Here is a 21,619-nt window from a genome sequence, read left to right on the forward strand (position 1 = left end):
CCAAGCTGAGTAATATAACAAGAGAGTTGTGGGTCTACACTTAAATTAGTGTAGACCCACATTGTTATCTTTATCTAAATACCGGATACTTTTGTGTTAACCCAGTAATATTTGTACCGTAGCCACCAACTCCTGCACTACTCATTGGTACTACCCAATGGTTAGTGTGTGATGATACAAGGGCCCCTGTTGTTAAATCAAGAGCATACATCGGATTACCATTCGCCGGAGTTGGTACTGCAAAGACAACGTAACGTCCCGTGAAATTTGTAATCCATATCGGTTTTAAAAAAACATTTGGCTTATACGCTTTTGCTCCATACGTACTGGACAAAATGTATTGTTTCCCGTCAGTACTCTTATCAACTTCCAGTTGAAATACTTTTCCTCCGACAATACCTTCCCATGAGTCCATCATTTTATAATTTGTAAGCTTGTAGTTACCCAAATCCCCTAGAATAGAATTCTTTTCGTTTAGTGAATTCCGTCTAACGTTTTCTCCTGAAAATGGAGGACAATACCCATGTTTAATACGATATTGTGCAATTTGCTCTGGTGTCAAAGACTCTAATTCTGCACTTGAATAGGCCACGGTCTTATCCAAATTCGGTTTTACTGAGGCTTTCATGCCTGAGTTTGATGTACCCGGTGTATTCACTGCGTTTTGATGCAATGTTGAATTCCCGCAGCCAACCAAAGTTAAAAAAGAAAAACCTATAGTAATAGCGAGTGTTATTTTTTTTGATGAGCCCTTCATGAAATTGCCTCCTCGTATGTTTGACTTCACTTGAGCAGACGGACTGCGTCAGTGTAGTGTGACAAGAAAGCAGAATGAATATTACGGGTTGTGATCCAAGTATTTCAAGAAAGGGTCTGGGGGCTTCGTCCCCAGGCGAGGATTGGGCGAAGCCCCAACAAGGCATGCCGACGGATAGCCAGTCGACGTTTGAGCGTAGCTCAAACGGCTCGGCGGATAGCCATAGGCGAATCTTGAGATTACATCGGGAAATCGACGACGATGATATCCGTCCGCCCCATTTCCAACGTGAAAGCCACCAATTCCTGATGCTTTGGGTGCGGGCCATAGGCGTCGAGCGCGGCCTTGTCTTGAAAACGAACCGTCAAGCCTACTTGAAATCCTTGGTTGCGGGACGATGTATTCCGTCCAATCGCGAGATCGACGATGCCTGCGATATGTTCGTTCAGCCCATGGGCGAGTTGGGTCAAATGGGCCAATTGTTGTTCGGTCGGATCGTTGGCGAACTTGAACAATACCATATGTTCGTACACTGAAATGTGCACCTCCTTTGCTAGGTTGTCCCTAGTGTAGCACGCGAAGCTTTGCTGCCCAAAAACGCGGCAGGGTTAATGTCGGAGCTTGGACATATATATCAATAGACGACGGATTGCTGAGCCATGGTGGAATTCCCGGTTGGACGCGGCAGACGAAACAGGAGGACGGGGCATGTTTGGACGGCGCAGACGCGAGGAACAGACGCTTGCTCGCTTGGACGAACTGGTTCGCACGGTGCAGCAGGCGTTGGAAAGAGCGGCAGACCATCGCGTGCATGTAGAGGTCGAACATCTGCATGTTGACGAAGTGTCGCTCGATGAACTGGTCTTCCGTCTCGATCGACTTCACATTGACGAACTCAGCGGCTCGCTGAACATGGGGAACAATTTCGGAACCGACACGATCAAATCGAAGCGTATCCAAATGTCCGGCACGAAGCGTGGCAGAGCGGCGTTCGAGGAATATTCTGAAGCTGGAGCGAACGCCGCCGAGTCCGGGCCGTCACCGTCTGTGTCGGTTGGCGATGGCAGTGTCATGCGATGGACCGATCGCGGCTACCAAGTGAAATTTCGCGAGAAGTAGAGCCGACCGTCGCAGAGTGCCGGCGAAGTGGGAGGAAGATATGTGGCGGACGCGTTTTCACCAACATTCGTGATCGGAAGCATCCGTATCCAGCAGATTGAAGGCGCATCGTGCTTCAATATGGGCAACAACTGGTCTTCCGACTTTCGCAGTTACAAGAAGCACAATCAAGGGTTCGGAACCGTGAGCGGGGATCATTCGACGATTCGGGGGACGAGAAGTCTCCTCAACGACCCAGACACGCTCGATTTGGCGACCTTCGCCGATGACGAAGTGCCTGATTGGATTGCGAGATTACTGCCGAAGGACGCCAAGTGACCAGGAACACAAGCAACTCGACACGGGTGAGGAGTGAAGTGGATGCCAAAGTTTCTGTACGGACGGATCGAAATCGGCGATGTCTCGAACGGTTCCGTCGTCGCGGCGGGGGACAACGTGCATGCCGACGTCCAATCTTATACAAAGAGCAATGAAGGCTTCGGAGCCGTTGCTCAAGCTCGTCGGGGGATTGCGGAGAATCATGCGCTGTTGAACGATCGCGACGCGATAGACGCCGCGGCGTTGCGACGGAAGTCGTAGCGAGTGGAGGCGGGATGATGGCGGGAGGAAAGCAGAACAACCCTTTCGACTTTTTGAGCCAATTGGGTGAGATGGGCGACGTTCGGAAATTTCTTGGGCAAGATTTTTTTAAGAATCTGCCGCTGCCGAACATGCAGAATGGAGCCTTCTTCAATGACGCGGATTCGACGGCCGACGAGTATCCGCAAGTGGATTTGTACAATCGGAGTTCCGAGTTGATTGCCGTGATCGCGCTGCCTGGCCTGAAGAGCGCCAACGACGTTTCGTTGTCCGTTCGCCCGCATTACCTGCGCGTCCGAGGGAACGTCCCGCACTATTTCTCCACAGGCCATGAGCAGATGTTGATGCACGAATGTCATCATGGAGCGTTTGACAGGGAAATTGAACTGCCGGAACGGGTCGTCGCCGACGACGTGAAAGCATCGTATCGAAGCGGAATGCTCATAGTCTATCTGCGCAAGGATCAATCGCCCGAGCAGTCGAGGGACTCCGTTTTGATTGACTTTTCTTCAGACGACTGAAGAGGTCAATCGGAACGCTCGACGCCCGACTTTGCCGGGCGATGTCGGCGCGTGCCAAACACGTAGCCAAGCACGACGAGGAAGGCCATGGCGAGACAGGCGTAAAAGCCCATGCGTTGGCTGTAGTCTGTGAGCGCGTAGATCGCGAGAAACGCAATCAGGGCCATGGTGACGTACGTCGAAACGGGATGTCCGAACGACAGGCGCGAAAAGCGGCGTTTGCCAGTTTTGCGACGCCATGCCAACATGGTCGCCAGAATGATGAACCAATTAAAGAAGGTAAAGAAACTGGAAGCGCTGATCAAAAACTGATATACCTCGGATGGCAGCACGTACGACATCCCGATAAAGATACCGACACCCAATGCCGTAAAGAGCATCGCCCCATACGCCGTTTGGCGCTGCGGACTGAGGTGTCCCACAAACCTTGGAGCATCGCCCGTTCTGCCGAGATTGACGAGGATTTGGTTTGCCGAAAAGACCGATCCAGCCATCACGCTGAACGCAGCCACGAGGATGACGCCGTTCAGGATGTCCGCAAACACGTGAAGCCCGCTGTATTGCAAGGCTTGGACGAATGGACTCACCTTCGTGCTGACTGTTTGCCAAGGCATGACGAGCAGCAAGCCGCCGATGGACAGCAGATAGAGCAGTGTCAACAGGCTGATGGTGGTCATTCCACCAGCGTCCAGTCGTTTGGGGTTTTTGATGCGAACCGCAGCCGTTCCGAATACGCCAATCCCACCAAACGTGAAAATGACAATCAACATGGACTGAAGCACGCCGTGTACGCCAGTGGCGAAAAATCCCGTGTGGAGCGCGGATGTTGAGGTCGAGGCATGGCCTGGGCCAGCGTGCCAACCGAATGCGAGCAGGGCCGCGACGACGATAAAACCCACGAGTGCGGCGATTTTCACGACACTCATCCACGATTCGACAATGCCGAAATTCTTCACGCCAAACACGTTGATCAGGATGACGATGCCTGCAAAGGTGTAGGACATGACCGCCAATGGAAGGTGGGGGAGCCAGACTCGAACGAAGATGGCGGACGCCACCGCTTCACTCGAAATGGTGAGGAGGCTGCCAAGGTAATAAAACCAGCCTTGCAGATATCCCATCAAAGTCCCGAGGTATCGAGCTGAATAGGCTTGAAAGGAACCTTCTTCGGCGTGATCGAGCGACAGCGTGATTAACGCCCCTGCCGTTTGCGCTGTGATAAACCCGCCGACGAGAAATGCGATGAGCACCGACGGTCCAGCCGTGCGGATGGGTGATCCAGCCCCAAGAAAGTACCCGGCTCCGACAATTCCGCCGATGCCAATCAGCACGAGTTCCCGAAACGACATATCCCCATGGTCAGCGGACGCCACGCGCCGGCCGATGTCATTGGATTTCGCCATTCGTTTCGATGCTGTCTTCTGCAAAGCAACCGCCCCCCAGAATTTCTTGGCATATCTTGCCACGGGCGTTGTCGCTTTATGCGACCGATCCTCCCTTGTCGATCCGTCGGGGGGCGGGGGATATCGGTGAAACGAAGCGGGTTCAGCCAATCTTGCGGCGTTTGAGCTCCTCCGTCAGTTTCGGAACGATTTCGAACAGATCTCCAACCACGCCGTAGTCCGCGATGCCGAAGATGGGCGCTTCTTCGTCTTTGTTGATGGCGATGATCAGTTTCGATTGACTCATCCCGGCAAGGTGTTGGATGGCGCCGCTGATGCCGCATGCAATGTACACGTCGGGCGTGACAACCTTGCCTGTCTGGCCGATTTGCAGCGAATAGTCGCAATATCCGGCGTCGCAGGCCGCGCGCGAAGCCCCGACCGCGCCGTCGAGTACATTCGCGAGTTCCTCAAGCGGCCGAAATCCGTCTGCGCTTTTGACCCCTCGGCCACCGGAAACCACCACGCTGGCCTCGGTCAAATCGCGCTTTCCGTCCGAAGCTTGAACCGTCTCGCGAACGACGAAACGTTCAGAGGCTGGAGGTGTGAACGCCAACGGTGTGAACTCGATCTGTTCGGTTTCGCCTCGCGTGATCGCAGGAAAGTTGTTTGGCCGGACGGTGACGATCCAGGGTCCTGTGAGAAACTGGCGTCTTTCAAACGCTTTTCCGGCGTAAATCGGGCGAATGAAGGAAATGGAGCCGTCGTCATCGGTGACCAAACCCACGATGTCGGACACCTGGCCGGCTTCGAGGTCCGCCGCGATGATGGGGGCGATATCCCGTCCAATCGCAGTGTGGCCAAACACGACCACGTCCGGCTTCACCTGTTCGACCAACGCGTTGACCGCCGCGGCGTACAAGTCAGGGTTATAGGTGCCAAGGCGTTCGTCCGCGACCACATAACCGCCGTTGTGCGGGTAATTGGAGAGTTCGGAGGCGACCTGCGCGACATCATCGCCAATGACGCCGGATATGACGCGTCCACCGTCGCCAGCGATTTGGCCCGCCACGGTCAGCGATTCGAGCGCAACCTGGCGGAGTTTTCCATGCTTGTGTTCCACGATGACCAGTACTGTCTTTCCCATCTGCGTAAACCTCCTTCATCCGTCGCGGATGTTTTATGCATGCTTGCTCATGCCGACATGGGTCGCGGCAAGCAGGATGTCGGCGAGTTTTTGAACTTGTTCGTCCACCGTCCCGGTGAGACGCTGGCCTGCTTGTCTTGCGGGCGGCAGTTCAACCGACGTCCGCGCCGTCCTCGGCTCGATATCCGAAGTTGTCAACTTGAGCGCGTCCAAATCGAGCACGGTAAGCGGTTTCTTTTTCGCTTTCATGATGCCCGGCAGGGAAGGGTAACGTGGTTCATTCAACCCTTGTTGCGCCGTAAATAGCGCAGGCAGCGCCACTTCGATCGTTTGGACGTCGCCGTCGAGATCGCGCACGGCGGCGGCCCGGCCCTCGTCGACCGTCAGGCTGGTGACCGCGGAGACGTGGGGCAGGTTGAGCAGCCGGGCAACGCGGATGGCGACTTGGCCGGAGCCGAGATCGACGGAAAAGTTGCCGCCTAGGATCACGTCGCATGGGTTGGCGGACAGGTATGCGGCGATGGCCCGGGACACGCTGTATTCGTCGGTGCCGATGCGATGGTCGTCGATCAGCACCGCCTCGTCCGCGCCCATCGCGAGCGCGGTACGCAGCGACTGCGCGACGTCTTGATTGCCGACCGAGAGCACCGTCACCGTGCCGCCGTGTTTCTCCTTGATTCGGATAGCCTCCTCGACGGCGTACTCGTCGTACGGGTTGATGACAAATTTCACCCCGGCTTCGGAGATGCGTCCGTCTGTCAGGACGACCTTTTCCTCTGTGTCAAACGTCTGTTTCATGAGCACCGCGATGTTCATGCCAATTCGCTCCTTTCCGGATTTACCTGCGCAAGCCGCGAAGGAAGAAGTCGACCGTGTTGTCGATTTGGGCGGACAACGAATAGCGCTGGCCAGACACCAGCCAAGATGTGACCACTTCGTCCATCGCGCCGAAGAGCAGCAGGCGCGTGAGCTTGATGTCGAGATCCGCGCGGAAGATGCCCTGTTGAATGCCGCGCACGAGGATATCCTCAATCAGTTGAATATATGGTCGAAGCGCCGCGCCGATTTCCCGGTGGAGATCCAGAGAACTCTGCCGGAGTTCAAGCTGCGTCACTTTGGCCAAATCGAGATTGCGCTCGAGCGACGTGAAGTGCAGTTCGCAAATTTTGCGAATGGCTGTGTCAGCGGGATCGTCGTCCTGGATGTGTTCGTGAAAGCGACTGACGAGCGCTCCAAGACGTTCGCGAAAGACGGAAATCAGAATTTCCTCTTTGCTTTTGAAGTAGAGATAAATCGTGCCGTCCGCGACGCCGGCCTCGCGAGCGATTTTGGAGACTTGCGAGCCGAAGTAGCCGTATTCCGCAAAAATCTTCAACGCCGCATCGAGTATCGCGTCGTACTTCTCTTTCTTTTTTTCGGATAACGTACTTGTCATGTTGTCACCTCGATGCTAACATCGTGTTCAAAGATTGAATGAATGCTCATTCATTTCTGTAACCCCATACTACGCATCGAACATGCTGGTGTCAATCGCGGAACGAGGTTTGTGCATACGCGTGATGAAAGCGGTTGCGGACGAGATCGGAATGCGGTGGAACCACGTATCGCAGAAGTTTGAGAATGGTTGCTGGAGGTGACCGTACGACATGCTGACAGCGCTCACAGACATCGCATTTATTCTGGTGGCTGGCTACGCATTGCTCTTGTTTGGCCTCGTGGTCTATCGGCGCTATCTGTACATTTCGCTTGGTCGACCTGTCGAGGTGAGCTGGCGAGAAGGGTTAGGGGAATTTTTCTATCAGCTCTTGGGACAAAAGAAACTGCTCAAAGACAGAAAAAGCGGACTCATGCACATCGTGATGTTCTATGGATTCATCGTGCTGCAATTCGGGGCGCTCGACCTGATTGTGAAGGGCCTGACAGGCGGGCGCCACATTCCCTATCCGGGCTACCAAGCATTTGGTTTTTGCCAGGAGGCGGTCGCGTCACTCGTGATTCTGGCGACGGCGTACGCGACGTATCGTCGTTACATCGAGCGGTTGAAGCGCCTCAAACGAGGCTGGAAGCCGAGCATCGTGCTGTTTCTCATCGCCGGACTCATGTTCTGTGTGCTGTTCGATCTCGCCTTTGAACGCGTGTGGCAAGGGCAGCCGGCCTCCGCGTACGCGCCGGTTTCCTCCTGGATTGCGAGTTGGCTGTCGGGCGTCGGCAGGCAAGGCGCAGAAGTCGGCTTCTATGTCGTCTGGTGGCTTCATCTCCTGATTTTATTGACATTTTTGGTTTACGTTCCGCAATCCAAACACTTCCACCTGCTTGTCGCGCCTGTCAACGTGCTCTTGCGCCGCAAGGGTCCGGCCGGCCGGCTCGCGCCAGTCGATCTCGAGGATGAAACCGCGGAGTCGTTTGGCGTGGGGCAGGTCGAGGACTTTACTCGTAAGCAGCTGTTGGACTTTTACGCGTGCGTCGAGTGCGGCAGATGCACCAATGTCTGTCCTGCGGCCAATACCGGCAAGGCGTTGTCGCCCATGCATCTGATCACGAAAATGCGAGATCACCTGACCGAAAAGGCGGCTGCGAAGACCGGCACGTCGCCGTGGCAGCCGGCGTTCGCGTTCGGATCGACAGGCGTCCACGCGCTCGCCGAAGAGGTGCCTGCGGTCGCGTGGAACGACGGCGACGTGACCAACATCGAGGGCACCTTGGCCTGGCAGAAGGCGACCTGGCACGCCGAAGGCGGGGGGACGGCGACGGACGTCGGACTCATTGGCGGCGTCATCTCCGAAGAGGAGATTTGGGCGTGCACGACGTGCCGCAACTGCGAAGATCAGTGCCCTGTCGACAATGAACACGTCGACAAAATCGTCGATCTGCGCCGTTACCTCGTGCTGATGGAAGGGAGCATGCCCCAAGAGGCGCAGCGGGCGATGCAGAACATCGAACGCCAGGGCAATCCGTGGGGCATCAGCCGCGCCGACAGGGCGAAATGGACGCGCGACATCGAAGGCGTCCCCGTGCCGACGGTTCACGAAAACCCCGATTTTGACATCCTTCTGTTCGTCGGTTCCATGGGTTCTTACGATCGCCGCAGCCAAAAGGTGACACGCGCGTTTGTTCAACTGCTTCACGCGGCCGGCGTGAATTTCGCCATCCTCGGCGACGAGGAGAAAGGGTCCGGCGACACGCCGCGCAGGCTGGGCAATGAAATGCTGTTTCAGGAACTGGCCCGCGACAATATCGAGACGTTCAAAACGTATGGCGTCAAGAAAATCGTCACGGCTTGTCCGCATACGTTCAACACGTTCAAGAACGAATATCCGGACTTCGGCATGACCGGCGTGGAGGTGATGCATCACACCGAACTGCTCGACGAACTCGTTCAAGAAGGCAAGCTGCGCCCTGTACATCCCGTCAAAGCGCGCGTCACGTACCACGATTCGTGCTATCTCGGCCGCTACAACGGGATTTACGACCAGCCCCGGCGCATTCTGCAAGCGATTCCAGGCATCGATCTCGTCGAAATGGCGCGCAGCCGCGAAAACGCCATGTGCTGCGGCGCGGGCGGTGGGCGGATGTGGATGGAGGAGAAGGCTGGGAAGCGGATCAACCTGGCTCGAACCGAGCAGGCGTTGGCCGTCGGCCCAGACATCATCAGCAGCGCCTGTCCATATTGTCTGACGATGATGGAGGACGGCGCCAAACTGGCTGATCGCGACGACGTCGGGACCAAGGACGTGGCGGAAATTCTCTCCCTGTCCGTATTTGGCAACGCCACTGAGTCCCAACACGAAGAACAGGAGGTCGTATATCCATGAGACAAATCCAACGTGCCGCTGTCATCGGTTCCGGCGTGATGGGCGCGAGCATCGCGGCCCATCTGGCCGGGGTCGGCATTCCCTGTTTGCTGCTCGATCTCGTGCCTGACGCATTGACCCCAGAAGAACAGGCGAAGGGTCTGTCGCTCGAGCACCCGGCGGTTCGCAATCGGCTTGCGACGGAGGCGGTGAACCGGCTGAAGAAGTTAAGTCCGGCTCCGCTCTACGACGAACGCTTCGCGGAACGCATCACGCCAGGGAACATCGAAGATCACCTCGGACAGATCGCGACGGTAGACTGGGTGATTGAAGTGATTGTCGAGCGTTTGGAACCGAAGCGGCAGTTGCTCGAACGCATCGAATCCCACTGGCGTCCAGGCATTATCGTCAGTTCGAACACCTCCGGCATCTCCATCGAGGAAATGAGCCTAGGACGCAGTGACGCCTTCCGCCAGCATTTTCTCGGAACGCACTTCTTCAACCCGCCTCGCTACATGAAGCTGCTCGAGGTGATTCCGGGGTCACAAACGTTGCCGGAGATCGTCGAGTACATGGTTGACTTTGGCACGAGGCGGCTCGGCAAAGGCGTCGTGATCGCAAAGGACACGCCCAATTTTATCGCCAACCGGATCGGCACGTTTGGGCTTCTCGCGACATTCGACGAGATGACGAAGGGCGGCTACACGGTCGAGGAAGTCGACGCCGTCACTGGCCCAGCGCTCGGGCGGCCGAAGAGCGCCACATTCCGCACGCTCGATCTCGTCGGCATCGACACGTTTGTCCACGTCGCGGGCAATGTCCGGGAGAAAGTGGAGGACAAGGCCGAGAAGGCGATCTTCGAAGTGCCGGAACCGATCCTCGACATGGTTTCGCGCAACTGGATCGGCGAAAAAGCGGGGCAAGGGTTTTATCGGAAAGTGAAAGGCGAGGGTGGAAGCGTCATTCTGGCGCTCGATCTCGAGACGATGGCGTATCGCGAGCAGCAGCGGCCGACAAGCGCTTCGCTGGAAGCCGCCAAGCAAGCGAAGGGGCCGGCCGCCAAGAGCCGCGCTCTGATTGGCGGGCAGGACCGATACGCGCAGTTCGCGTGGAACCTCGTGAAGCGGACGCTCGTGTATTCCGCCGAGAAAGTGGGCGAGATCGCGGACTCCATCGAAGCCGTCGATCTCGCGATGAAGTGGGGATTCAACTGGGATTTGGGTCCGTTTGAGCTGTGGGATGCCATTGGCCTGCGCAAGTCCGTCGAACGGATGCAGCAGGAGGGACTCGCTGTTCCTGCTTGGGTGCTCGATTGGCTGGCCGCGGGCCATGAGTCGTTCTACGAGGAGCAGGACGGCAAGGTGTTCATTCCCGTTGGACCAGGCGGATCAGGCACGGAACGCAAGCAGCTTGTCCCACGGCCGAACGTCGTGGACCTGCGTTCCTACAAGAAGGCTGGCCGCGTCGTGGAGGAAAACACGGGGGCTAGTCTCATCGACCTCGGCGACGGCGTGGCGTGTCTCGAATTTCATTCGCAGAACAACGCGATTGGCCCCGATATCCTGGCGATGATCGATCGCAGCATCGCCCGGGTGAAGAGCGACTTCGCGGGGCTCGTCATCGCCAATCAGGCGCGCAACTTCTGCGTCGGCGCGAACTTGATGCTGATTCTGATGGCTGCCCAGGAAGGCGAATGGGATGAGATCGACGAGATGATCCACCTGTTCCAGAACACCATGATGAAGCTCAAGTACGCTGGCATTCCGACTGTCGCCGCACCGCATCGGATGACCTTGGGCGGAGGCGTCGAGATTTGCCTGGCGGCCGATGTCGTCATGCCGGCCGCCGAGACGTATTTTGGCTTGGTCGAGGTCGGCGTTGGCGTGATTCCGGCTGGCGGCGGCTGCAAAGAGGCCGTACTGCGCGCCGCGGCGTCGCTGAACGAGGGAGAGGACATCCAACCGAAACTCAATGCGCTGTTTGAGACCATCGGCATGGCGAAGGTGTCGACGAGCGGGCACCACGCCCTGCGCATGGGCTTGCTCAGGTCCACGGACGAGGTGGTCGTCAACGGAGACTTGCAAATCCACGCGGCAAAAGAGCGCGTCTTGCGGATGGTCGACGAAGGCTACACGCCGAGGACGAGCGAGGCGAAAGTGGCTGTCGCAGGCGAAGACGGCGCGGCTGTGCTGAAATTGGGTGTGCGCGGCATGCTGGAGAGCGGTTATATCTCCGATCACGATTTCTTGATTGCGAGCAAACTTGCCAACGCGTTGGCGGGCGGTCAGGTTCCGGCCGGAACGGTGGTCACGGAACGGTACTTGCTCGAATTGGAGCGCGAAGCGTTCCTCAGCTTGTGCGGAGAGCCGAAGACGCAGGCGCGCATGCAGCACATGTTGTTGAAGGGCAAACCGCTGCGGAATTGAGGATGTCGTGACCAGTCAGACGAGGAGAGGGGAATGGATATGCGAGAAGCCGTGATTGTGTCCATTGCGCGAACGCCCGTTGGGAGAGCGAAGCGAGGCAGCCTGGCGCAGACGCGCGCGGAGGACTTGGGAAGAGTTGTGCTGGATGCCGTGATCGAGCGAGCGCCTGGCCTGAACAAGGCGGACGTCGAAGATATCATCATCGGCTGCGCGATGCCGGAGGGTGAACAGGGGTTGAATGTTGCGCGGATCATGTCCCTGTACGCAGGGTACCCGGAGACGGTGCCCGCGCTGACCATCAATCGGTTCTGTTCGTCGGGTTTGCAGGCCATTGCGTTTGCCGCGGAGCGCGTCATGCTGGGGCATGCGGACGTCGTGATCGGCGGCGGTGTGGAGAGCATGAGCCACGTGCCGATGACAGGACACAAACCGTCACCGCACCCGCGCATTGTCGACGAGATGCCTGACGTATATATCGGCATGGGGCACACGGCCGAAAACGTCGCGGAACGGTTCGGAATCACGCGTGAGATGCAGGACGAATTCGCCGCGCGCAGCCATCGGCGGGCGCATGCCGCACAGGTGGCAGGCCGCTTTGCGGATGAGATTGTGCCCGTGGACACGACGATTCGGGGCGTTGGCGACGATGGGCGCGTTTGGTCCAAACCGATCCACTTCGCAGAGGACGAAGGCATCCGACCGGACACGACGCCGGAAGTGCTGGCGACACTGCGGCCCGCTTTCAAACTCGGGGGCACCGTGACAGCCGGGAACGCGTCGCAGATGAGCGATGGCGCGGCCGCCGCTGTCGTGATGAGCCGCGAGAGAGCACAGACGCTCGGGCTGGAACCGCTCGCGACGTTTCGCAGCTTCGCCGTCGCTGGTGTCGATCCCGCCATCATGGGCGTCGGCCCGGTGGAAGCGATACCGAAGGCGTTGCGGTTGGCGGGAGTCCGCTTGCAAGATGTCGATCTGTTTGAACTGAACGAGGCGTTCGCGTCGCAATGCTTGCACATTGTCCGCGCGCTCGAACTGGACGAAGAGAAAGTCAATGTCAATGGAGGCGCGATCGCCCTTGGGCACCCGCTCGGTTGCAGCGGCGCCAAACTGACCGCCACGCTGGTCCACGAACTGCGGCGCCGGGGCGGGGGCATCGGTGTCGTATCGATGTGCATCGGCGGGGGTATGGGGGCGGCTGGTGTTCTGGAAGTCCATGCGCCAAAGGTGAAGCAATAGACGGAATATCCGAGGAAGCTAAGGAGCGTGAATGAAGTATGGCGGAAAAAACGTTGGTCAAGGGTGGCAGTTTCGTACTGGAGGACAACGATTGGGAATCGATGGTGACGCCGGAGACGTTCAGCGAAGAGCAGCGGATGATTGCGGAAACGACCGAGAGTTTCGTCGAAGGCGAAGTGCTTCCGCACGATGAAGAGATCGAGAAATTGAATTACGACTTGACGGTGCGTTTGTTGCGCAAGGCCGGGGAACTCGGTTTGTTGAGCGCCGAAATTCCGGAAGCGTACGGCGGTTTGGGTCTGGATAAAGTGAGTTCAACCCTGATCAACGAGCGCCTGTCGAAAGCGTCGTCGTTCGGGCTGTCACTTGGGGCGCATGTCGGCATCGGGACGTTGCCTATCGTCTACTTCGGCAACCAGCAGCAGAAGGAGAAGTACTTGCCGGCTTTGGCGACCGGCGAGAAAATCGCGGCGTACTGTTTGACGGAGCCCACGTCGGGATCGGACGCGCTTGGCGCGAGAACGACTGCGAAATTGAGTGAAGACGGGCGCCACTATATTTTGAACGGCACCAAGCAATTCATCACCAACGCCGGATTCGCGGACGTGTTCATCGTCTACGCGAAAGTGGACGGCAAGGACTTCAGCACATTCATCGTCGAACGCACGATGGAAGGCGTGAGCGTCGGCCCGGAGGAAAAGAAGATGGGCATCAAGGGCTCGTCGACGCGCCCGCTGATTTTGGAAGACGTTCACGTGCCAGTGGAAAATCTGCTGTGGGAAGTGGGCAAGGGACACCTCATCGCGTTCAACATTCTCAATATCGGCCGCTTCAAGTTGGCCGCCGGCTGTGTTGGCGCGTGCAAAGACGCGATTGCGCTGGCTTCGCATTATGCCAACGAACGTTCGCAGTTCGGGCAGAAGATCTCCTCGTTTCCCCTCATCGGCCAAAAACTCGCGCAGATGGCCGTTCGCACGTACGCGCTGGAGAGCATGGTCTACCGTACCGCAGGGTTGATTGACGGCGCGCTCGAAGGCATCGATCACGCCAGCCCCGACGCGGGCCAACAGTCCGCGAAGGCCATCGCCGAATACGCCATCGAATGCTCCATCAACAAAGTCTTTGCCTCGGAGGCGCTCGGCTTCGTCGTCGACGAAGGGGTGCAAATCCACGGCGGCTACGGATTTATCCAAGACTACAAGATCGAACGTATGTACCGCGACGCGCGAATCAATCGGATCTTTGAGGGAACGAACGAAATCAACCGCCTTCTGATTCCGGGTACGTTGCTCCGCCGCGGCATGAAGGGCGACTTGCCGCTCCTGCAAAAGGCGCAGGCTTTGCAGGCGGAGTTGCTGCAGTTGATGCCTTCATCGCCGTCGGGCGAACCGCTTGACGAAGAAACCACCCTGCTTGCCAACGCGAAGAAAATCTTCCTCATGGTCGGTGGGCTGGCGGTGCAGAAGTACCAAACCAAGATCGAGGCCCAACAGGAGGTGCTGAGTCACCTTGCGGACATGATGATCCTCGTCTACGCGATGGAGAGCGCGCTCTTGCGGGCGAAACGGAAATTGGCGGTCGACGGCGAAGCGTCTGCCACCCTCGCGATGCAGATGGCGCAGGTGTTTGTGCACGAGTCGTTTGCGAAGATCGAATCGTTGGCCAAAGAAGTGTTGGCCTACGTCGAAGCTGGGGATATGCTCCGGATGCAGTTGAGCGTGTTGAAAAAACTGTGCCGGCGTTCCGAACTGAACTCGATTGGGCTTGAACGGGAAATCGCGAAGGCCATCGTCGCACAAGAACAGTTTGTTTGCTAATCCACGACCAGACGAAGGGTGGTCAGCTTATGGAAAAACCGTGGCTTGCACATTACCCCGACGAAGTGCCGGCGACGTACGATTACCCGAAGCAGAATCTCGCGTCGTTCTTGCTTGATTCTGCCGAGGCGTATCCGAACAATCCGGCCATCTGGTTCTATGGCAAAACCATGACCTATCGCCAGCTTCGCGACAGCAGCATTCACTTCGCCAACGCGTTGCGCGCGCTTCCCCTCAATCAAGGGGAGCGCGTGGCAATCATGCTGCCGAACTGTCCGCAGGCCGTGATTGCATACTTTGGCGCCTTGCTGGCAGGCATGGTTGTGGTACAGCACAATCCGATGTACAAACCTCGCGAATTGAAGCATCAACTCAACGATTGCGGGGCCAAGGTGCTCGTCGCGCTCGACATCCTGTTTCCGGTGGTTGAACAAGTTTGGAAAGAGACCGATGTGCGTGACGTGATTGTCACGTCGATCCGCGATTACCTGCCCGTTGTCAAGTCGTGGCTGTATCCTATCAAGGCGAGACGGGAAGGGCAGAACGTTCGCGTTGCCTATACTGATCACGTTCGGCCCTGGCGCGAGTTTTTGAAGCACGCGGCCGACACTTTGCCGGATGTCCAAGTCGATCCAGAGACAGACATCGCCCTGATCCAGTACACGGGCGGCACCACAGGGACGCCGAAAGGCGCCATGTTGACGCACATGAATCTGGTCTCCAACACGATTCAAAGCGCCCTGTGGTCATACAGTCTCAAGACGGGCGAGGCACGCTATCTCGCGGCGCTTCCGTTTTTTCACGTATTTGGTCTGACGGTTGCGATGAATCAGGCAGTGTATCGTGCAGGCATGATGATTCTCGTTCCCAAGTTCCACACCGAAGAAATCCTTCAGCTCATCCACCGTTTCCGACCGTCCGCGTTTCCCGGCACGCCGACGATGTACATCGCCATCTTAAACCACGCCAAGCTGTCGTCGTACGATTTGTCCTCCATCGAAGTGTGCGTGAGCGGCGCAGCGCCGTTGCCGCATGAAGTGCAAACGAAGTTCGAGGAACTGACCAAGGGCCGCATCATTGAAGGCTATGGGCTGACGGAGGCTTCGCCAATCACGCATTCCAATAATTTTTGGGGCTTGCGCAAACCTGGCTCTATCGGCATCCCGTTTCCGGACACGGAAGCCCGTGTCGTCGATCCCGACGGTAACGACGTCCCCATCGGCGAGATCGGAGAACTCGTCATCCGCGGTCCGCAGGTGATGCAAGGGTACTGGAACAAGCCGGCTGAAAGCGCTTCCGCTTTGCGCGACGGATGGCTCTACACGGGTGACATGGCGAAAATGGACGAAGACGGATTTTTCTATATCATGGATCGCAAGAAAGATGTGATCATCGCCGGCGGGTTCAACATATATCCGCGCGAAGTGGAAGAAGTGTTGTACGAACACAGAGCCGTCGAGGAAGTCGCGGTCGTCGGCGTTCCGGACGACTATCGGGGAGAGACGGTGAAGGCATTTATCAGGACGAAGCCTGGTATGCACGTCAGCGTTGAGGAACTGAACCAGTGGTGCCGCGCAAATCTGGCGGCCTACAAGGTGCCGCGGGAATTCGAGTTCCTCGACGAATTGCCGAAGTCCGCAGTTGGCAAAATCTTGCGGCATGAACTCGCCAACCGAAAAAAGAACGCTTAGGAGGTCCATTATGACATCGGGATCGAACCGTCTGGAGGCAGCAGACTACAAAAGGATGGAGGAGCAGGCGAGAGACACGTTCTGGGGGTATCTCGGTGTGGAACTCGTCGAGTTGACAGACGAGTCGGTCGTCGCCGAACTCGATGTGGTGCGACACCACCTGAATATGGCCGGTTTGCTCCACGGCGGCGTCTCGACATCGCTGCTCGATTCAATCATGGGCTTACTGGTGATGTATAAGCGTCCCGGAGAGACCGTGCTGACGACCAACCTGAATGTTCATTTCACGGCGCCGGTGTCCTCGGGGCGGATTCGGGCGATCGCGAACCTGATTCACGAGGGGGCGCGATCGTACACGGCCGAAGGCCGCGTTTTCGACGAGGCGGGGAACCTTTGCACATTTGCGTCTGGTACGTTTCGCGTGGTCGGCCGTCGGAACGACGGTTGAGCGACGGCTGAACGGTGGTTGCCCATATGCGCCGGGCTTCTCCTCTGTATCGGCGGATTGAACGGAGCGGGATCGGCGGATTGAACGGAGCGGGATCGGCGGATCGAATGGAGCGGGATCGGCGGATCGAATGGAGCGGGGCGAATAAGCGGCCGTCGGCCGCTTATTCGAACGAACACAGATAGAATGGGAAAATAAGCGGCGGACGGCCGCTTATTTGTCCGAAATCGGGCGGATCGCGGCGCGTGGCAGCGATTTAAGCAGCCCAGGGCCGCTTATTCCCCGCAGATCAGACGATTCGACACAAATAAGCGGCTGTCGGCCGCTTATTTGCTTCCGCCCTGCGCGGAGGTTCGGCCCATCAACCCTGCGCAGGTTGGGGGCGCTTTGGCCGACGGGATCGACGTTCGGCCTCGGGAATCCGCGCTCAGGAGCCCGATTGAAACGGGAAATACAATTAACTCTTCTGAATTTGCAGTTTAAATCTGTTGTGTTATACTGGATATGTACACCACTCAATCCTCACACCAAATGACACAAAAAGGCCGAATTCCACTGATGTGGAAGCGGGGGAACCAGTTCTTGGGGTGAATTGATCGGTTGTTCCCAGCATCCGGTCATAGGCGATTTCGGTCGCCGAATCCGTCAGCTAACCTCGCAGGCGAATCATGTGCTTTGGTCAACGCACATCGTATTTCGCGACTTCAATCCGTGTGAGAAGGTTGTTTTCGACGCTGGGCTAGTTCTTTATGCATCAATTAGCGAGTGCCTTAGGAAAGGAGTGTCCATGGAAACCGTTATTCAATTTGTCGATGTCGAAAAAGCTTACGGAGACACGCCTATTGTGAGCGGGTTGAATTTGTCCGTTCAAAAAGGCAATTTGGTGACGCTGATCGGTCCATCGGGCTGCGGAAAAACGACGACGCTCAAGATGATCAACCGCTTGATTGAGCCGACAAGAGGGACGATTCTGGTCGGCGGTGAGGACACTCGACAGGTGAATCCCGTCTTGTTGCGTCGAAAGATCGGTTACGTAATTCAGCAGATCGGGTTGTTTCCCCACATGACCATCGAAGACAACATCGGGCTTGTCCCGAAACTGAAAGGGGTCGCCCGCGAGGCGTATCGCAAACGAGCCGACGAGTTGTTGGACTTGGTTGGATTGGATCCGCGGGTGTACGGCAAGCGGTATCCGCGTGAACTCAGCGGCGGACAGCAGCAGCGCATCGGCGTCGCACGCGCGTTGGCGGCCGATCCCGAGATTATTCTGATGGATGAGCCGTTCAGCGCGCTTGATCCAATCAGTCGCGAACAACTTCAGGATGAACTGTTAAAGCTCCAGGCACAGTTGAAGAAAACCATCGTCTTTGTCACACATGATATGGATGAAGCGCTCAAGATTGCGGACCAAATCGTTCTTATGCAGCATGGCCAGGTCGTGCAGACGGGCACGCCTGAACAAATCCTTCGTCACCCGAAGAACGATTTTGTGCGTGAATTTGTCGGCGAGAAGCGTTTCTTGCAAAGTGGTGTATTCAGCGAGGCTCGAGAAGTCATGACGGAAGCCGTGACGGTTCTGCCGAATCGCGGGATTGCCGAGTGTGTACAAATCATGCGGCGGCGGCGCGTGAACGGCCTCATTGTGACCACGCGCGACGGCCTCTATCTGGGTGTGGTGGGCGCCGAGCAAATCTATGAACATTATCGAAACGAAGGCGCAACGGCGGAATCGGTGATGCGCCGGGACGGGCCGACGGTCTTGCCGGAGGCGAATGTCGAGGAAGTGGTTCGATTGCTGCAAACCGACGCGCGAGGGTTTTTGCCGGTCGTGGATTTATCGGAAAAACTGATTGGGGTTGTCACTCGGGCGAGCGTCCTAAATGTCGTGGCTCCCTACACGGGGGAGGCAGGAAGAGATGGCACTGTGGAGAGCGTTTAACAGCAACTGGGGACAGTTATTGACCGCGCTCTGGCAACATGTGTACCTGAGTGTCGGCGCGATTCTCATCGCCTGCATCATTTCCGTGCCGCTTGGAATCTACATCACGCGTCACAAGAAGACAGCGAACATCGTGCTCGCCATTGTTTCTATCATTCAAACGATACCCAGTCTCGCGCTCTTAGGATTCATGATCCCACTGTTCGGAATTGGCACGACGCCTGCGCTCATCGCGTTGACGCTGTACGCCCTGCTTCCGATTGTCCGCAACACGTACACGGGCATCATGGAAGTGGAACCATCGCTGATTGAGGCTGGCCGCGGCATGGGGATGACGCGGGGACAGATCCTTTGGCAAGTGGAACTGCCGCTTGCGCGGAATGTGATTATGGCTGGCGTGCGGACAGCGACGGTGTTAACCATCGGGATCGCGACCTTGGCAACGTTCATCGGCGCAGGCGGCCTCGGTGACTTGATTATGCGCGGCGTAGATATGATTGACACGCCATTGATCCTAGTGGGTGCCATTCCGGCCGCTTTGCTCGCCATTGTCTTTGACGCGCTCCTTCACTGGTTGGACAGGGCGCTGACACCGCGCGGGTTGAGGTGAGGCGCTGGACTGGCTCGGCTGCGACGGCCGGCCGTTTGGTACAGACAAAGAGGAGGGGGAAGGTTTCTTGGGCATATTCCACTGGTTACGACGCATGACGAATCGACCGATCCGGCGGGCTGGCATAGCCGCCGTCGGCATCATCGCGGTGACGGCAAGCGTGGCCGGCTGTGGTACGAGTTCTGGTTCCGCCAACAACGGCACCATCGTCGTTGGGGGCAAAAATTTTACGGAACAGTTGATTATGTCAAACATACTCGCATTGCTCATTCAACACGATACGAATTTGAAAGTCGTGATGAAGGATAATTTGGACAGCAACGTCGCCTGGAACGCGATGAAGAACAAGGACGTCGACGTCTACGTGGAGTACACGGGCACCGGTTTGGTCAACATTTTGAAAGACCCAGTGACAACGGATCCGCAGAAGGCGTACGACGAAGTGAAACAGCAGTTTGAATCCAAGTATCATATCACTTGGCTGCAACCCATTGGTTTCAATGACACCTACGCGATGGTCATGCAGAAGTCCGAGGCGAGCAAGCTCGGGATTACTGACATATCCCAGTTGGCCCAACATTCGAATCAGCTTGTGCTGGGTGCGGATCAGGATTTTCTCACCCGCAACGACGCCTTGCCGGCGATGAATAAACTGTACGGCACGCATTTCAAGGCCGAGAAACCGTTGGAAAATGGTTTGAAGTACGAGGCGCTCGTCGACGGCAAGGTGGATGTGGTTGACGGCTTCTCCACGGATCCGGAGATTCCTGAATACCACCTGGTGGTCCTGAAGGACGATAAGCACCTGTTCCCGCCATACTATGCAGCGCCAATCATCCAGGACAGCACGTTGAAGGCGCACCCGGAATTGAAGGGGATTCTCGACAAGCTCGCCGGAAAGATTGACGATGCGCAGATGCAGAAGCTGAACGACGAAGTGGACATGCAGAAAAAGACACCGCAGGCCGTGGCCAAGTCGTGGTTGACGTCGGAAGGATTGATCTGATGGGCAGGGGCGGCGTGTGCCGCCCTGGCCGTGCTTCGCAGCCTTGGTGTGCGAGCGGAAAATTGTCGGTAGACGGTTGCGTCCGAATGTAGCACGATAGACGTTGTCAACGAACGATGGAGGCGTCTTGCCGTGATCGCGGCGTGTCGTGCACCCGCCCGGCGGCTCCGGGAAACGCCTGTCGATTCGGATCGAACTCGGCACTTGGCTGCTTGTGACTTGAAAGGGGCGTCATCCTTGCACATCCTGTGGGACTTCGACGGTACGTTGATCAACTCCTATCCGAATTACGTGAAAGCTTTCCACCAAATGCTGGGGCGTCCAGACATCTCCGAAGACGATATTTACCCACATCTCAAGGTTTCGTTCACACAGGCGTATGTCGAATTTGGCGTGTCTGACGAGCAGCGCGCGCTTTTGCAACTGCTGATTCGAGAGTTTCCTCCAGCGTCGTTTCCGCCGTTTCCCGGCATCCGCGACGTACTCGCGGCAAACACGAATGTCATCATGACGCACGGCCCCCGCGCGGAGGTCATGAAAATTCTCGATCACCACGACATGACGAAGTACTTTCTCGAGATCGTGACCATCGACGACGGGTTTCCACTGAAACCGGACCCAGCGTCGTACGCGTACCTGCACAGTTGCAAGCCTATCGATCTCGCCGTCGGCGATCGGCTGATCGATATTCTTCCTGCGAAGGCTTTGGGCATGAAAACGTGCCTGTTCCAAAATCCCGAAGAAGGTGCGGACTTTTATTTGAATGATTATGCCGATTTCAATCGCGTGATCGGCGCCCGCAACCGCTGACGCGACACACAAATCTATCTTGTGAAACGCTATATATAGTGTTACAATCCTGGTTGTATCGAAATCACAACTACATATGTGAATGTTGGTGCCCGCTTGCGGGTGAAAAGGGAATCCAGTGAAAAGCTGGAACGGTCCTCGCCACGGTAAGGTACGATGCGAAAGCGAAGGCAGTATGGTCTGCCAACCACTCCGATTTGTTCGGGGGAAGGTCGCTTGTCTGCAAATGAGTCCAAGTCCGGAGACCTGCCAACGTTTACAGATGCATCACTCCCACGAGGGATTGGGAAGGAGCGGGATAGTTCGGTCATGGGCCATGGATGCCAGGCGTCTCTGTAAG

The 21,619-nt window shown here is 56.9% G+C and carries 21 protein-coding genes and 2 riboswitches; of the genes, 15 read left to right on the top strand and 6 right to left on the bottom strand.

Translation table 11 applies throughout. The features are described 5' to 3' along the window. Window positions 1-70: 70 nt before the first annotated feature. Both AAC01S_RS19150 and AAC01S_RS02470 read right to left on the bottom strand, forming a co-directional pair. Window positions 71-757: a hypothetical protein gene (locus AAC01S_RS19150; protein ID WP_157071015.1), complete on the bottom strand. Its 687-nt coding sequence runs from the start codon at window positions 755-757 to the stop codon at window positions 71-73. Between the two features lie 239 nt (window positions 758-996). Beyond that, complete coding sequence (locus AAC01S_RS02470) at window positions 997-1,290, bottom strand: Dabb family protein (protein WP_067618274.1); 294 nt, start codon at window positions 1,288-1,290, stop codon at window positions 997-999. A 175-nt stretch (window positions 1,291-1,465) separates the two neighbouring features. Here AAC01S_RS02470 and AAC01S_RS02475 point away from each other — a divergent pair, with 175 nt between their 5' ends. From AAC01S_RS02475 to AAC01S_RS02490, 4 genes are read left to right on the top strand one after another with little or no spacing between them, the layout of a single operon-like run. Further along, a complete protein-coding gene (locus AAC01S_RS02475) occupies window positions 1,466-1,876 on the top strand; it encodes a hypothetical protein (RefSeq protein WP_067618277.1) in 411 nt (136 codons plus the stop codon). Between the two features lie 42 nt (window positions 1,877-1,918). After that, window positions 1,919-2,194, top strand: a complete 276-nt coding sequence (locus AAC01S_RS02480; RefSeq protein WP_067618280.1) for a hypothetical protein — start codon at window positions 1,919-1,921, stop codon at window positions 2,192-2,194. A 42-nt stretch (window positions 2,195-2,236) separates the two neighbouring features. Beyond that, on the top strand, window positions 2,237-2,455 hold the full coding sequence (locus AAC01S_RS02485; protein WP_067618283.1) for a hypothetical protein: 219 nt from the start codon (window positions 2,237-2,239) through the stop codon (window positions 2,453-2,455). 17 nt (window positions 2,456-2,472) lie between these two features. Further along, window positions 2,473-2,976, top strand: coding sequence for an Hsp20/alpha crystallin family protein (locus AAC01S_RS02490; protein WP_067618286.1), 504 nt, complete (start codon window positions 2,473-2,475; stop codon window positions 2,974-2,976). Window positions 2,977-2,981: 5 nt separating this feature from the next. On the opposite strand, the gene AAC01S_RS02495 is transcribed toward AAC01S_RS02490, so the two are convergent. The 4 genes from AAC01S_RS02495 to fadR all read right to left on the bottom strand — a co-directional run bounded on the left by AAC01S_RS02495 (window position 2,982) and on the right by fadR (window position 6,940). Beyond that, window positions 2,982-4,403 carry an amino acid permease gene (locus AAC01S_RS02495; protein WP_067618289.1) on the bottom strand — a complete coding sequence of 474 codons (1,422 nt, stop codon included), beginning with the start codon at window positions 4,401-4,403 and terminating at the stop codon, window positions 2,982-2,984. Between the two features lie 118 nt (window positions 4,404-4,521). Next, on the bottom strand, window positions 4,522-5,505 hold the full coding sequence (locus AAC01S_RS02500) for an electron transfer flavoprotein subunit alpha/FixB family protein (RefSeq protein WP_067618292.1): 984 nt from the start codon (window positions 5,503-5,505) through the stop codon (window positions 4,522-4,524). A 33-nt stretch (window positions 5,506-5,538) separates the two neighbouring features. After that, the gene (locus AAC01S_RS02505; protein WP_067618295.1) at window positions 5,539-6,321 is read right to left on the bottom strand and encodes an electron transfer flavoprotein subunit beta/FixA family protein; all 783 of its coding nucleotides are present in this window, start codon (window positions 6,319-6,321) and stop codon (window positions 5,539-5,541) included. Between the two features lie 22 nt (window positions 6,322-6,343). Continuing rightward, entirely contained in the window at window positions 6,344-6,940 is a 597-nt protein-coding gene (fadR, locus tag AAC01S_RS02510; protein WP_067618297.1) for a fatty acid metabolism transcriptional regulator FadR, read from the bottom strand. Between the two features lie 211 nt (window positions 6,941-7,151). On the opposite strand from fadR, the gene AAC01S_RS02515 reads away from it, so the two are divergent. The 11 genes from AAC01S_RS02515 (at window position 7,152) to AAC01S_RS02560 (ending at window position 21,279) form a co-directional block, all read left to right on the top strand. Beyond that, window positions 7,152-9,317: a (Fe-S)-binding protein gene (locus AAC01S_RS02515; RefSeq protein ID WP_067618300.1), complete on the top strand. Its 2,166-nt coding sequence runs from the start codon at window positions 7,152-7,154 to the stop codon at window positions 9,315-9,317. Next, on the top strand, window positions 9,314-11,722 hold the full coding sequence (locus AAC01S_RS02520) for a 3-hydroxyacyl-CoA dehydrogenase/enoyl-CoA hydratase family protein (protein ID WP_067618303.1): 2,409 nt from the start codon (window positions 9,314-9,316) through the stop codon (window positions 11,720-11,722). Before AAC01S_RS02515 ends, AAC01S_RS02520 begins: the two co-directional genes overlap by 4 nt. A gap of 39 nt (window positions 11,723-11,761) precedes the next feature. Then, complete coding sequence (locus tag AAC01S_RS02525; RefSeq protein WP_067618559.1) at window positions 11,762-12,958, top strand: acetyl-CoA C-acyltransferase; 1,197 nt, start codon at window positions 11,762-11,764, stop codon at window positions 12,956-12,958. 38 nt (window positions 12,959-12,996) lie between these two features. Next, a complete protein-coding gene (locus AAC01S_RS02530; protein ID WP_067618306.1) occupies window positions 12,997-14,775 on the top strand; it encodes an acyl-CoA dehydrogenase FadE in 1,779 nt (592 codons plus the stop codon). 29 nt (window positions 14,776-14,804) lie between these two features. After that, entirely contained in the window at window positions 14,805-16,466 is a 1,662-nt protein-coding gene (locus tag AAC01S_RS02535; RefSeq protein ID WP_067618309.1) for a long-chain-fatty-acid--CoA ligase, read from the top strand. Window positions 16,467-16,476: 10 nt separating this feature from the next. Further along, window positions 16,477-16,914: a PaaI family thioesterase gene (locus AAC01S_RS02540; protein ID WP_169793993.1), complete on the top strand. Its 438-nt coding sequence runs from the start codon at window positions 16,477-16,479 to the stop codon at window positions 16,912-16,914. A gap of 26 nt (window positions 16,915-16,940) precedes the next feature. Beyond that, window positions 16,941-17,099, top strand: a complete 159-nt coding sequence (locus AAC01S_RS19155; RefSeq protein WP_157071017.1) for a hypothetical protein — start codon at window positions 16,941-16,943, stop codon at window positions 17,097-17,099. Window positions 17,100-17,447: 348 nt separating this feature from the next. Further along, window positions 17,448-17,592: riboswitch (cyclic di-AMP (ydaO/yuaA leader) on the top strand. Between the two features lie 109 nt (window positions 17,593-17,701). Continuing rightward, window positions 17,702-18,853, top strand: coding sequence for an ABC transporter ATP-binding protein (locus AAC01S_RS02545; protein ID WP_067618313.1), 1,152 nt, complete (start codon window positions 17,702-17,704; stop codon window positions 18,851-18,853). Further along, window positions 18,831-19,463, top strand: a complete 633-nt coding sequence (locus AAC01S_RS02550) for an ABC transporter permease (protein WP_067618315.1) — start codon at window positions 18,831-18,833, stop codon at window positions 19,461-19,463. Before AAC01S_RS02545 ends, AAC01S_RS02550 begins: the two co-directional genes overlap by 23 nt. A gap of 67 nt (window positions 19,464-19,530) precedes the next feature. Continuing rightward, on the top strand, window positions 19,531-20,469 hold the full coding sequence (locus AAC01S_RS02555) for an ABC transporter substrate-binding protein (RefSeq protein WP_245630038.1): 939 nt from the start codon (window positions 19,531-19,533) through the stop codon (window positions 20,467-20,469). A gap of 132 nt (window positions 20,470-20,601) precedes the next feature. Further along, window positions 20,602-21,279, top strand: coding sequence for an HAD hydrolase-like protein (locus tag AAC01S_RS02560; protein WP_245630039.1), 678 nt, complete (start codon window positions 20,602-20,604; stop codon window positions 21,277-21,279). A 69-nt stretch (window positions 21,280-21,348) separates the two neighbouring features. Continuing rightward, a riboswitch (cobalamin riboswitch) is annotated at window positions 21,349-21,547 on the top strand. Window positions 21,548-21,619: the final 72 nt, after the last annotated feature.

Origin of the sequence: Alicyclobacillus acidiphilus NBRC 100859 (genome assembly GCF_001544355.1) — a bacterium.
Classification (GTDB): domain Bacteria; phylum Bacillota; class Bacilli; order Alicyclobacillales; family Alicyclobacillaceae; genus Alicyclobacillus; species Alicyclobacillus acidiphilus.